The sequence below is a fragment of the Pseudomonas citronellolis genome (genome assembly GCF_029335315.1).
Lineage (GTDB): Bacteria > Pseudomonadota > Gammaproteobacteria > Pseudomonadales > Pseudomonadaceae > Pseudomonas > Pseudomonas citronellolis_A.
In genome coordinates this window covers 15,081-28,349 of sequence record NZ_JARJLT010000118.1, presented here as the reverse complement: position 1 = coordinate 28,349, position 13,269 = coordinate 15,081, and the positions used below count along the sequence as shown (strand labels likewise).

Sequence of the window (13,269 nt, the reverse complement as noted above, 5' to 3'; positions counted from 1 at the left end):
GTGGTGGGTCCAGGCGGGGGCCGTATATGAAGAAAATCAAGACAGGCAATCTCTTTTCGGGCACGCGCAGCAGTTCACTGATCGCCGGGCTGTTCATCGTCCTGATCGTCTCGATCGTGTTGCTGTTCGCCAACTTCGCCTACCTCAACACCCAGTCGAACCACGACAAGCAGTACATCGGCCACGCCGGCGAACTGCGCGTGCTGTCGCAGCGGATCGCGAAGAACGCCACCGAAGCGGCGGCGGGCAAGAGCGAGGCGTTCAAGCTGCTGAAGGACGCGCGCAACGACTTCGAGAAGCGCTGGAACGTGCTGCAGAAGGGTGACGAGAGCACCGGCCTGCCGCCGGCGCCGGCCCAGGTGCAGGCTGAAATGGCCGACGTGCAGAAGGACTGGGACCTGCTGCGCAAGAACACCGACTCCATCCTCGCCAGCGAACAGACCGTACTGTCGCTGCACCAGGTGGCCGCGACCCTCGCCGAGACCATCCCGCAGCTGCAGGTGACCTACGAGGAAGTCGTGGACATCCTCCTGGAGAACGGCGCGCCCGCCGACCAGGTCGCCGTGGCCCAGCGCCAGTCGCTGCTCGCCGAACGTATCCTCGGCTCGGTGAACAAGGTGCTCGCCGGCGACGAGAACTCGGTGCAGGCCGCCGACAGCTTCGGTCGTGACGCCAGCCTGTTCGGCCGCGTGCTCAAGGGCATGAAGGAAGGCAACGCGGCGATGAGCATCTCCAAGGTGACCAACGCCGAGGCCGTCGACCGCCTCAACGAGGTGTCCGAGCTCTTCGAGTTCGTTTCCGGTTCCGTGGACGAGATCCTCGAGACCTCGCCGGAACTGTTCCAGGTCCGCGAGTCCGCCAACACCATCTTCAGCAGCTCGCAAACCCTGCTGGACAAGGCCTCCAAACTGGCCGACGGCTTCGAGAACCTGGCCGGTGGCCGGCACCTGAACCAGGTGGCGAGCATCGCCCTGGCCATCCTCGCCCTCGGCTCGATCATCCTCATCGGCCTGGTGATGGTGCGCGAAACCAACCGCCGCCTCGCCGAGACCGCCGAGAAGAACGAACGCAACCAGGCGGCGATTCTGCGACTGCTCGACGAGATCGCCGACCTCGCCGACGGTGACCTGACGGTGGCCGCGACCGTGACCGAAGATTTCACCGGCGCCATCGCGGACTCCATCAACTACTCCATCGACCAGCTCCGCGAGCTGGTGGAAACCATCAACCTCACCGCCGTGCAGGTGGCCGCCGCCGCCCAGGAAACCCAGGCCACGGCGATGCACCTGGCCGAGGCTTCCGAGCACCAGGCGCAGGAAATCGCCGGCGCCTCCGCGGCGATCAACGAGATGGCGGTGTCCATTGACCAGGTATCGGCGAACGCCAGCGAATCCTCCGCGGTAGCGGAACGTTCCGTAGCCATCGCCAACAAGGGCAACGAGGTGGTGCACAACACCATCACCGGCATGGACAACATCCGCGAGCAGATCCAGGACACCTCCAAGCGGATCAAGCGCCTGGGTGAATCGTCCCAGGAGATCGGTGACATCGTGAGCCTGATCAACGACATCGCCGACCAGACCAACATCCTCGCCCTGAACGCCGCGATCCAGGCGTCCATGGCCGGTGACGCGGGCCGTGGCTTCGCCGTGGTAGCGGACGAGGTACAGCGCCTGGCGGAACGTTCCTCCGCCGCGACCAAGCAGATCGAGGCGCTGGTGAAGACCATTCAGACCGACACCAACGAGGCGGTGATCTCCATGGAGCAGACCACCTCCGAAGTGGTCCGCGGCGCCCGCCTGGCGCAGGACGCCGGGGTGGCGCTGGAAGAGATCGAAAAGGTATCCAAGACCCTGGCGGCGCTGATCCAGAACATTTCCAACGCCGCCCGTCAGCAGGCGTCGTCCGCCGGCCACATCTCCAACACCATGAACGTGATCCAGGAGATCACCTCGCAGACCTCCGCCGGTACCACCGCCACCGCGCGCAGCATCGGCAACCTGGCGAAGATGGCCAGCGAGATGCGCAACTCGGTATCCGGCTTCAAGCTGCCGGACCTGGCGGAACGGGCCTGATCGGGAGCCGTGCGGGGCTGAAAGGCTCCGCGCGCCACAGCCTTGAACGAGAGACGCGACATGCAGGCAACCGGCGTCTGGTCGTTGCAGCCGTTGGCCGACATGTCGGCGACGGAATTCCGCGACTGGCAGGCTCTGTTGGAGGAACGCACCGGCGTCGTGGTCAACGAGCAGCGCCGGACCTTCCTGCAGACCAGCCTGGGCGCGCGCATGCGCGAACTGGGCGTCACTGACTACGGCAGCTACTACCGGCAGGTCACCGATGGCCCGCGCGGCGCGGTGGAGTGGTCGAACCTGCTGGACCGCCTGACCGTCCAGGAGACCCGCTTCTTCCGCCACCCGCCGTCCTTCGAGCTGCTGGCCGGTTACGTGCGCCAGCGCCTCGCCGGGCTGGGCCGGCCGCTGGCGCTATGGAGCGTCGGCTGCTCCAGCGGCGAGGAACCGTATTCGCTGGCCATGGTGGTGGCCGAGGTATTGCGGGAACTGGAGCTGCCGGCGCTGTACGGCGTCAGCGGCACCGACATCAGCCTGAGCGCATTGGGCAAGGCGCGCGAGGCGCTGTACCCGGCGCGCAAGCTGGAAGACGTCGGCGCGGAGCTGACGCACCGCTATTTCCGGGAAGAGGCCGCTGGCCGCTTCCGCGTGTTGCCCGAGCTGACCGAGCGGGTGTGCTGTACGCGATTGAACGTGCTGGACCTGGGCCAGGCGCCCATGGCCGGCCTGGACGTGATCTTCTGTCAGAACCTGCTGATCTATTTCCGCCGTTGGCGGCGCCGCGACATCCTCGGCCACCTGGCCGAGCGCCTGGCGCCGGGCGGCTTGCTGGTGATCGGCGTCGGCGAGGTTGCCGAGTGGCAGCACCCGGACCTGGAGCCGGTGGCCGACGAGCGGGTTCTGGCCTTTACCCGGAAGGGATGACACAGACACATGAGTGGAGTGGCTATGGGTGATCGGCACGATTATGTCGCCCTGGAATGGGTGAAAGGCGAGATCGCCGAGACCCTCAAGCAGGCGCGGCAGGCCCTGGAGGCGTTCGTCGAGAACCCCCAGGACCCGACACGCATGGGCTTCTGCCTGGCCCACATCCACCAGGTGCGGGGCACCCTGCAGATGGTGGAGTTCTATGGCGCCGCCCTGCTCGCGGAGGAAATGGAACAGCTCACCCAGGCGCTGATCGACCAGACCGTGCCGAGCCAGGGCGAGGCCCTGGAAGTGCTGATGCAGGCCATCCTGCAGCTGCCGGTGTACCTGGACCGCATCCAGAGCGCCCGCCGCGACCTGCCGATGGTCGTGCTGCCGCTGCTCAACGACCTGCGCGCCGCGCGCGGCGAGAAGCTGCTGAGCGAAACCAGCCTGTTCGCCCCCGACCTGTCCCACGGCAAGCCGCTGCTGCCCCACGACGCTCTGGCGCGTCTGCGCACCGCCGAGCTGCCGGCTCTGCTGCGCAAGCTGCGGCAGATGCTCCAGGTGGCGCTGGTCGGGGTGATCCGCAACCAGGACCTGGCGACCAACTTGGGCTACATGGCGCGGGTCTTCGCGCGCCTGGAAACCCTGTGCAAGGAGGCCCCGCTGGGCCGCCTGTGGACCATCGCCTCGGCCACCGTCGAAGGCCTGGCCAACGGCAGCATCGCCAGCGGCACCAGCGTGCGCAACCTGCTGCGCCAGGTCGACCGCGAGCTCAAGCGCCTGGTCGAGCAGGGCGTCGACGGCATGAACCAGGCCGCCCCGGACGAGTTGGTGAAGCACCTGCTGTTCTACGTGGCCAAGGCTTCCGACCAGTCGCCCAAGGTGCGCGAGGTCAAGGACGAGTACCGCCTCGACGAAGCGTTGCCCGGCGCCTCGGTGGTCGACGAGGAGCGTGCCCGCCTGGCCGGGCCGGACCGCGACGCCATGCGTTCGGTGGTCGGTGCCCTGTGCGAGGAACTGGTTCGGGTCAAGGACAGCCTCGACCTGTTCGTGCGCAGCGACCGTTCGGCGGCGGCCGAGCTGCAGGCGCTGGTGGCGCCGCTCAAGCAGATCGCCGACACCCTGGCAGTGCTGGGCTTCGGCCAGCCGCGCAAGGTCGTGCTCGATCAGTTGGACGTGGTCGGCGCCCTGGCCGACGGCCGTCGCGAACCGAGCGACGCCACCCTGATGGACGTCGCCGGCGCCCTGCTCTATGTCGAGGCCACCCTGGCCGGCATGGCCGGCCCCAGCGAGGAAGCGGGCGACGAGGAAAGCCGCCTGCCGACTACCGACGTGGCGCAGATCCACCAGGTGGTCATCAAGGAGTCGCGCAATGGCCTGGAGCTGGCCAAGGACGCGATCATCGAATTCATCGCCTCGCAGTGGAACCACGAGCACCTGGCGCGAGTGCCGGAGCTGCTGACCCAGGTGCGTGGCGGCCTCGCCATGATCGACCAGGGCCGCGCCGCGCGCCTGCTCGACGCCTGCAACCGCTACATCCAGGAACAACTGCTGGTGCGCAAGGCGGTGCCGGACTGGCACAGCCTGGACACCCTGGCCGACGCCATCACCGGCGTCGAGTACTACCTCGAACGCCTGTCGGAGGACCAGGGTAGCTCCGGCGAACTGATCCTCGACGTCGCCGAGGAGAGCCTGGAACAACTGGGCTACTCGGTGAAGCCGCGTCCCTCGATCCTCGACGCCGAGCCCGAGCCCGAGCCCGAGCCCGAGCCGCTCGATCCGTTCGCCGAGTTCGATGGCCTGGCGGCCGAAGGCGCCGCCAATGCGGCCCTTGAACAGGGCCTGGAAGCGCCGCTGGCGGACCTGGTCGACGAACACCCGGCCACCACCGAGGCGGCCGGGGCCGACGAACTGGCCTGGGAGCTGCCGGAGGCCGGCGAGATCAGCCTGGAAGCGGCCGCGGCGGAAGAGCCGCTGCTGGTTTCCGACGACAACTGGACCCTGGCCGAAGCGCAGCCGCTGACGCTGGACGAGCCGGGCGTCGACCTGAGCCTGGACGCGCCACTGGAGACCCTCGAAGCCGCCCCCTTCGGCGAGCCCTTGGCCGACTCCCTGGGCGACTCCTGGACACTGGACAGCCTGACGCCCCCGGACGAGCCGCTGGAGTTCGAAGCGACCCCGCTGGAAACGACCGAGTGGACCCTCGACGAAACCCCGCCCGCGGCCCCGGCGGAGGTGTCGCTGAGCTCCGGCTGGACCCTGGACGACCTGCCGGCGCTGGAAGCCCAGGCCGCGCAGGCCCCGCAGGAACCCGCCGGCGGTGACCTGACCTGGGACCTCGACCTTTCCGCCGACGCTCCGGCCGAGCCGGTGGCCGGCCTGGGCGAATGGAGCCTGGAACCCTTCGCCGAGGACGCGCCCACCGACCCGGCCGGGCTCGCCCCGCTGGAACTCGACGCGTCCCTGCTGGAAGAGCTGCCGGTCCTTGACGACCTGGGCGCCGCCGACACCCTGGAAGCGCTCGACGAGTCCCTGAGCGGCGAAGGGCCGAGCCCCGCCGACCAGGCCTGGGAAGCGCTGGACATGGCCGCCCTCGACTTGCCGGAAGTGCAGCTGCCGAGCGCTCCCGTGGAGGCGCTGCCCGTCGAAAGCGAGCCGCGGCCGCTGTCGCTGGCCGAGGTGATGGCCGCGCCGACCCAGGCGATCAACCCGCCGGCCCGCGAGGTGCCGCCCAGCCTGCTGCCGCCGCCGGCCGACGAAGAGCCGATCGACGAAGAACTGCGCGAGGTCTTCATCGAGGAGGCCGGCGAAGTCCTGGAAACCATCAATGAATACCTGCCGCGCTGGCAGGCCGAGGCCGACGACCGCGAGGCGCTGACCGAGATCCGCCGCGCCTTCCACACCCTCAAGGGCAGCGGGCGCATGGTTCGCGCGCTGGTCATCGGTGAGCTGGCCTGGTCCATCGAGAACCTGCTCAACCGCGTGCTTGACCGCAGCATCTCGAGCACTGCCCCGGTCCTGCAAGTGGTGAACGACGTGGTGGCGCTGATGCCGGCGCTGGTCGAGGAGTTCGCCGCCAGCGCCCAGCGCCAGCGCGACGACGTCGACCTGCTGGCCGCCACCGCCCACGCCCTGGCCAAGGGCGAGCCGGTGCCGCCGCCCGAAGGCGAGAAGGCCGAGACGCCGATCAGCGTGGAACCGGCCTCGGCCGAGGAAAACGCCGGCATGGCGCAACCGGGCGCAAGCGCCGAGGCGGCGCAGCTGGACGAAAGCCTCGACCCGCAGTTGCTGGAAATCTTCCGCAACGAGGCCGAGGCGCACCTGGAAACCCTCGACCGCTTCCTCGCCGATTGCGGCCGCGAACTGCCGCAGCCGGTCACCGACGACCTGCAGCGCGCCCTGCATACGCTCAAGGGCAGCGCGCACATGGCCGGCATCCTGCCGATCGCCGAGATCGCCACGCCGCTGGAGCGGCTGGTGAAGGAATTCAAGACCAACCTGCTGCAGGTGGACCTGCGCGAAGCGGAACTGCTCGGCGAAGCCGGACAACTGCTGCGCGTCGGCCTCGGCCAGCTCGTAGGCGACCAGCCGCTGGCACCGATCGCCGGCAGCGAGGCGCTGCTGGCGCGCATCGCCCAGGTTCACCAGGAGCGCCTGGAAGCCGCCGAGGCCAAGCGCCGCGGCGACACCGGCGAAGGCGGCGATCCGCAGATGCTCGGGGTATTCCTCAGCGAGGGCATGGACATCCTGCTGGACGCCGAGGACCTGCTCGGCCGCTGGCGCCAGCACCCGCAGGAACGCCAGGAACTGGGCGCCCTGCATGACGAACTGACGACCCTGGCGCGTGGCGCGCAGCAGGCCGAACTGCCGCAGATGGCCGAGCTGTGCGAGGCGCTGCTGGCGGTCTACGGCGCCGTGCAGGACGGCCGGCTCAGCGTTGGCGAGGCCTTCTTCAGCGCCGCCGAAGAGGCTCACGAAGCGCTGATCGGGCAGATGGACCAGGTGGCCGCGGCCCTGCAGGTCAGCGCCTGTCCGCAGCAGATCGACGCCTTGCGTCGCCTGCTTGACGCGCCGCCGCCGGCGCAAGAGGCCGAGCCGGAAATGGCGGTCGAGGAAGCCTTCATCGACCTCGAAAGCCTTACCGCCGACGATTTCCCGCTGGAAGACGAGGAGTTGCTACTCAACCGTCCGACGGCTCCGGAAGACCTCCCCGAGGAGCTGCAGTTGCCGGCCGGCGCGGAGCCGCTCGGGTCGCCCGGCGAAACCGTCGAGCCGCTGGCCGTCGCGCCGGCCCAGGTGCTCGACGAGGAAATGGTGGCGATCTTCCTCGAAGAAGCGGTGGATATTCTCGACAGCGCCGGCCAGGCCCTCAACCAGTGGGCCCAGGCCCCGGACGCGCCGGCGCCGCTGTCGACCCTGCAACGTGACCTGCACACCCTCAAGGGTGGTGCGCGGATGGCCGAGATCCGTGAGATCGGCGACCTCTCCCACGAGCTCGAATCGCTCTACGAAGGCCTGCTGGACCGTCGCTTCCAGGCCAGCCCCGGCCTGGCCACGCTGCTGCACGCCTGCCACGACTGCCTGGCGGTCCAGCTGGAGCAACTGCAGGCCGGGCAAGCGCTGAGCGACCCCGAAGCGTTGATCCAGCGCATCCGCGCGTTCCGGCAGAATCCCGCGGCGGAGTTGGCCGTCCCTCCCGTCGCGCCCCAGCCTGAAGCCGAAGCCGAAGCCGAAGCCGAAGCCGAAGCCGAAGCCGAAGCCGAAGCCGAAGCCGAAGCCGAAGCCGAAGCCGAAGCTCCGGTCGCCGTCGAGCCCGAGGCGGAGTGCCAGCCGGTGGCGGAACTTGAGGCCGAGCCTGAGCCCGAGCAGCCCGTCGAGCCTGAAACCGAGCCTCCGGCCGAGCCCGAGCAGGCGCTCCAGGCCGAAGCCGAGCCGGTCGAAGCGCCGGCCATGCCGCTGGAGGAAATCGACCTCGCCACCTTCCTCCATGAGGCGGAGGTCGAGGGCGATGCCGACCTGCAGCCGGTGCAGGAGCACAGCTTCGAACCGCTGGAAGTGCACGACCAGGAACTGGTGGACATCTTCCTCGAGGAAGGCTTCGACATCCTCGAAAGCGCCGCTGGCGCGTTGCAGCGCTGGATGGGTAACCCCGACAACAGCGTCGAGCTGGAAGCCCTGCAGCGCGACCTGCACACCCTCAAGGGCGGCGCGCGGATGGCCGAGATTCGCCCCATCGGCGACCTCGCCCACGAACTGGAATACCTCTACGAAGGCCTCTGCGGCGGGCGCCTGCGCGCCAGCGACGGACTCTTCACGCTGCTCCAGCGCTGCCATGACCGCCTGGCCGAGATGCTCGACGCCGTGCAGGCGCGTCGCGCCGTGCCCGAAGGCGAGGCGCTGATCGCGGCGATCCGCGACTTCCGCGCGAACCCCGACGAGCAGCTCAGCGTGCCGACCAGCGTCAGCCTGCAGCCGCTCGGCCTGCTGCCCGGCGACGAGGCGGCGGCGGACATCATCGACATCTTCCTCGAAGAAGCCGACGACCTCCTGGAGAACATGGAGCACGCCCTGGGCCGCTGGGACGCCGATGGCGACCACGGTGCCCTCGACGAGCTGCTGCGCATTCTCCACACCCTCAAGGGCGGCGCGCGGCTGGCCGGGCAGAACGCCCTGGGCGACCTGTCCCACGACCTCGAGGAACACCTGACCGACGCCCAGCGCCAGGGCGCGCCCTGGCCCGACAGCCTGCTGCTGGACGTGCAGTCGGGCTTCGACGCCCTGCAGAACGAAGTCGACAAGCTGCGCCAGCAACTCGGTGAGGCGGATGCCGCCGCGGCCGTCGAGGCCGTTGAAGTCGTCGCGCTGCCGTTGCCGGAGATCGAGCCCGAACCTGACCTGCCGGCGCCCACCGCGCCGTTGCTGGCCGCCGGCGCCATCATGGCGGTCGCCGAGGCGCCGCGCACCGAGGCGCCCAAGGTCCTGCCGTTCGTCCGCCGCGCCCAGGAGGCCGCACAGCAGGCCGCCGCGCGCCGCGCGCCGCAGGAGCTGGTGAAAGTGCCAGCGCCGCTGCTGGAGAACCTGGTCAACCTGGCGGGGGAAACCTCGATCTTCCGTGGCCGGGTCGAACAGCAGGTGAGCGACGTCGGCTCGACCCTGTCGGAAATGGACGCCACCATCGAGCGGGTGCGCGACCAGTTGCGTCGCCTCGATACCGAAACCCAGGCGCAGATCCTCTCGCGCCACCAGGCCGACGCCGAGCGCGCCGGCTACGAAGACTTCGACCCGCTGGAGATGGACCGCTACTCGCAACTGCAGCAGCTGTCCCGCGCACTCTTCGAATCGGCCTCCGACCTCTTCGACCTGAAGGAAACCCTGGCGGCCAAGAACCGTGACGCCGAGACCCTGCTGCTGCAGCAGGCGCGGGTCAACACCGAGCTCCAGGAAGGCCTGATGCGCACCCGCATGGTGCCCTTCGACCGCCTGGTGCCGCGCCTGCGGCGCATCGTCCGGCAGGTCGCCGGCGAGCTCGGCAAGCAGGTCGAGTTCATCGTCGGCAACGCCGAAGGGGAAATGGACCGCACCGTGCTCGAACGCATAGTCGCGCCCCTGGAGCACATGCTGCGCAACGCCGTCGACCACGGCATCGAATCCGCCGAGGCGCGCCGCGGCAGCGGCAAGCCGGAAGTCGGCAGCATCCGCCTGAACCTCGGTCGCGAGGGCGGCGATATCCTCCTGACCCTGGCCGACGACGGGGGCGGTATCCGCCTCGACGCGGTGCGCCGCAAGGCCATCGAACGCGGCCTGATGGCGGCCGACGCCGACCTGTCGGATCACGAGGTGCTGCAGTTCATCCTCGAGGCCGGTTTCAGTACCGCAGAGAAGCTCACGCAGATTTCCGGGCGCGGCGTCGGCCTCGACGTGGTCAACGCCGAGGTCAAGCAGCTCGGCGGCTCCATGAGCATCCATTCCGATCCGGGGCAGGGCACCCGCTTCAGCATCCGCCTGCCGTTCACCGTGTCGGTGAACCGCGCGCTCATGGTGCTCTCCGGCGAAGACCTGTACGCGGTGCCGCTGAACACCATCGAAGGCATCGTCCGCGTCTCCCCCTACGAGCTCGAAGCGCTCTACGAGGAGGGCGGCAAGGACGGCCGCGCGCCGCACTTCGAATACGCCGGGCAGGACTACGAGCTGAAATACCTCGGCGACCTGCTGAACAACGGCCAGCAACCCAAGCTGGTCGGGCAGTCGCTGCCGTTGCCGGTGATCCTCGTGCGCTCCGCCGAACACGCGGTGGCGGTGCAGGTGGACGCGCTGGCCGGCTCCCGCGAGATCGTGGTGAAGAGCCTCGGCGCGCAGTTCTCCGGGGTCAGCGGGATTTCCGGCGCGACCATCCTTGGCGACGGTCGCGTGGTGGTGATCCTCGACCTGCTGGCGACCATCCGCGCGCGCCTGGCCAGCCTGGCGCTGCACACCCAGCCGCGTCGCGCGCTGCCCAGCGCGCCACAGGCGGACGGCGAGCAGCAGCGCCCGACCCTGGTCATGGTGGTGGACGACTCGGTCACCGTGCGCAAGGTCACCAGCCGCCTGCTGGAACGCAACGGCATGAACGTGCTGACCGCCAAGGACGGGGTCGACGCCATCGCCCAGCTGCAGGAACACAAGCCCGACATCATGCTGCTGGACATCGAGATGCCGCGCATGGACGGCTTCGAAGTGGCCACCCTGGTGCGCCACGACGAGCGCCTGAAGGACCTGCCGATCATCATGATCACCTCGCGGACCGGCGAGAAGCACCGCGAGCGCGCCCTGGCCATCGGCGTCAACCAGTACCTGGGCAAGCCGTACCAGGAGTCCGAACTGCTCGACAGCATCCACGATCTGGTGAAAGCCCATGTCTGAATCGGCCGGTGCAAGGATCGCGGTAATCGCCGACACCTCGCTGCAGCGCCATGTGCTGCAGCAGGCGCTGTCCGGGCATGGCTACCAGGTGGTGCTCAACGCCGACCCGGGGCGCCTGGACGAAGCACAGCTGGCCGCCTGCGCGCCCGACCTGTGGCTGGTGGACCTGGCCCAGCAGGAAGACTCGCCGCTGCTGGACAACCTGCTGGAGCAGTCCGATGTGCCCGTGCTGTTCGGCGAGGGCCACGCCCCGGAGCGCCTGTCCGAACACTATCCACGCTGGGAACGGCGCCTGGTGGGCAAGCTGCGCCGCCTGGTCGGTGATTCCAGCGCCAGCGTCGGCAAGAGCCTGGAAGCGCTGCTGGCCGAGGCCCAGCGCCCAACCCGCCTGAGCCTGCCGGAAGGCCTGGCGGCCTCGCCGCTGCAGGTTGGCGAGCCGGCGCGCCAGGTCTGGCTGCTGGCCGCCTCGCTGGGCGGCCCGGAGGCGGTCAAGGCGTTCCTCGACGCGCTGCCCGGCGGCCTGCCGCTGGCCTTCGTGTACGCCCAGCACATTGACGCGGCCTTCGAGCAGAACCTGCCCCAGGCCGTCGGTCGTCACAGCCAGTGGCGGGTCACCCCGGCGCGCGGCGACGACTGGCTGCGCTGCGGCGAAGTGATGGTGGCGCCGGTGCGCCAGGAGCTGGGTTTCGCCGAGGACGGCCGGTTGCGCCTGGGCGAGCGGCCCTGGCCGGAACCCTACAGCCCGTCCATCGACCAGCTGATGCTCAACCTCGCCCAGCAGTTCGGTAGCTGCTGCGGAGTGATAGTCTTCAGCGGCATGTGCAGCGACGGCAGCGCCGCCGCAGCCTACGTGCGTCGCCAGGGCGCCGAGATCTGGACCCAGCGCGCCGACAGCTGCGCCTGTTCGAGCATGCCCGACAGCCTCCGCGAAGGCGGCTACAGCACCTTCTCTGCCGACCCGCGGGAGCTCGCCGCGGCTTTGGTCGACTACCTGGCCGCGCAGTGTGCGGCCACTGGAGTGGAGTCATGAGTGACCTTTCCCTGCCACAGGAGTCCGGCGTGAGCGCGGGCTCGGCCAACCTCCCGGCCAAGGACGACAGCCCGGCCAGCCTCACCGGGCTGCTGGTGCCGCTGGCCGATCGCACCCTGCTGTTGCCCAACGTCGCCGTGGCCGAGCTGATTGCCTATCGCGCGCCCCAGGTACAGCCGGGCCTGCCGGCCTGGTACCTGGGCCAGGTGGCCTGGCGCGACCTGCGCCTGCCGCTGCTGTCCTTCGAGGCCGCTTCCGGCGGCGCCGCCCAGATTGGCGCGGGCGCCCGGGTGATAGTGCTGAACGCCCTCGGCGGCCGGCCCCACGTGAAATTCCTCGCCCTGCTCGCCCAGGGCATCCCGCGTTCGGCGAAGGTCGGCCCCGAGCTGGCCCGCGCCGACGCCGAACTGGCGCCGCTGGAGCTGGACGCGGTGAACATCGCCGGCGAACTGGTGCGCATCCCCGACCTGCTGGCGCTGGAGCAGAAGCTCGCCGACGCCGGGCTGATCTGAGCCGGCCATGGCTCTGCGCCACGGCTGGCTGGGCGACGGCGTCGAGGTCGCCAGCGCGGCCCTGAGCGGGCACCGCTTCGACAAGCACAGCCACGACGAATTCGTCATCAGCGCCAACCTGCGCGGCGCCGAGCAGGTCTGGCTGGACGGCCGCACCTTCGCCGCCGGCGCCGGTGACATCACCCTCTACAACCCGGGGCAGATCCAGGGTGGCGGCGCCGCCGACGGCGAGCCCTGGCGCTTCGTCAGCCTGTACCTGCCGGAGGCGGCGCTGGCCGAGAGCCTCGGCCTGGCCCGCGTGGCCTTCGAGCGGCCCTTGCTGCAACAGCCGGCGCTGGCCGGGGAGCTGGCCGCGGCGGTGGAGCTGGCGCTGAGCGGCGACGTTTTCCTGCGCGAACGCGGCGAGGAGCGCCTGACCCTGCTGCTGGCGGAGCTGGCGCGCCACGCCGGCACCCGCCCGCCGGCGGCGACGGCACTGGGGCGGCGGCCGGTGGACCGGTTGCAGGAGCTGCTCGCGGCGAACCTCGCCGAGCCGCTCGGCCTCGACGCCATGGCCGCCCAGGTGCAGGTGTCGAAATTCCATCTGCTGCGCGCCTTCAAGCAGCACACCGGCCTGAGTCCCAGGCAATGGGCGATGCAGCTGCGCACCCGGCGCGCCCTGGCGCTGTTGCGCGCCGGCCGGCCGGTGGGGGAGGTGGCTCACGCCCTGGGCTTCGCCGACCAGAGCCACCTGACACGCTACTTCAGCAACGCCTACGGCATCAGTCCGGGGCGCTACCAGCGGGCCCTGCGCGGCTGAACGCCCGCGCAATCCGGTTCAAGTTTTTTCCCGGCGCCGCGTCGACAA

At 69.7% G+C, this 13,269-nt stretch carries 6 protein-coding genes; all 6 read left to right on the top strand.

Annotated features, from left to right (window positions below; translation table 11 throughout):
• The first annotated feature begins 26 nt into the window (after window positions 1-26).
• The 6 genes from P3W75_RS10205 to P3W75_RS10180 are packed head-to-tail and all read left to right on the top strand — an operon-like array spanning window position 27 to window position 13,221.
• Window positions 27-2,075: a methyl-accepting chemotaxis protein gene (locus tag P3W75_RS10205; protein ID WP_276227263.1), complete on the top strand. Its 2,049-nt coding sequence runs from the start codon at window positions 27-29 to the stop codon at window positions 2,073-2,075.
• Window positions 2,076-2,135: 60 nt separating this feature from the next.
• The gene (locus P3W75_RS10200) at window positions 2,136-2,993 is read left to right on the top strand and encodes a protein-glutamate O-methyltransferase (RefSeq protein WP_276227262.1); all 858 of its coding nucleotides are present in this window, start codon (window positions 2,136-2,138) and stop codon (window positions 2,991-2,993) included.
• A gap of 24 nt (window positions 2,994-3,017) precedes the next feature.
• Window positions 3,018-10,880 (top strand): Hpt domain-containing protein, encoded by a 7,863-nt coding sequence (locus P3W75_RS10195; RefSeq protein WP_276227261.1) that lies wholly within the window; start codon window positions 3,018-3,020, stop codon window positions 10,878-10,880.
• On the top strand, window positions 10,873-11,910 hold the full coding sequence (locus tag P3W75_RS10190; RefSeq protein WP_276227260.1) for a chemotaxis protein CheB: 1,038 nt from the start codon (window positions 10,873-10,875) through the stop codon (window positions 11,908-11,910). Before P3W75_RS10195 ends, P3W75_RS10190 begins: the two co-directional genes overlap by 8 nt.
• The gene (locus P3W75_RS10185; protein WP_276227259.1) at window positions 11,907-12,422 is read left to right on the top strand and encodes a chemotaxis protein CheW; all 516 of its coding nucleotides are present in this window, start codon (window positions 11,907-11,909) and stop codon (window positions 12,420-12,422) included. The genes P3W75_RS10190 and P3W75_RS10185 overlap by 4 nt, the downstream gene beginning before the upstream one ends.
• Before the next feature lie 7 nt (window positions 12,423-12,429).
• Entirely contained in the window at window positions 12,430-13,221 is a 792-nt protein-coding gene (locus P3W75_RS10180; RefSeq protein WP_276227258.1) for an AraC family transcriptional regulator, read from the top strand.
• Window positions 13,222-13,269: the final 48 nt, after the last annotated feature.

Coding starts and splice junctions, on each gene's coding strand:
- P3W75_RS10205 (WP_276227263.1), top strand. CDS start 27: ATGAAGAAAATCAAGACAGGCAATCTCTTTTCGGGCACGCGCAGCAGT.
- P3W75_RS10200 (WP_276227262.1), top strand. CDS start 2,136: ATGCAGGCAACCGGCGTCTGGTCGTTGCAGCCGTTGGCCGACATGTCG.
- P3W75_RS10195 (WP_276227261.1), top strand. CDS start 3,018: ATGGGTGATCGGCACGATTATGTCGCCCTGGAATGGGTGAAAGGCGAG.
- P3W75_RS10190 (WP_276227260.1), top strand. CDS start 10,873: ATGTCTGAATCGGCCGGTGCAAGGATCGCGGTAATCGCCGACACCTCG.
- P3W75_RS10185 (WP_276227259.1), top strand. CDS start 11,907: ATGAGTGACCTTTCCCTGCCACAGGAGTCCGGCGTGAGCGCGGGCTCG.
- P3W75_RS10180 (WP_276227258.1), top strand. CDS start 12,430: ATGGCTCTGCGCCACGGCTGGCTGGGCGACGGCGTCGAGGTCGCCAGC.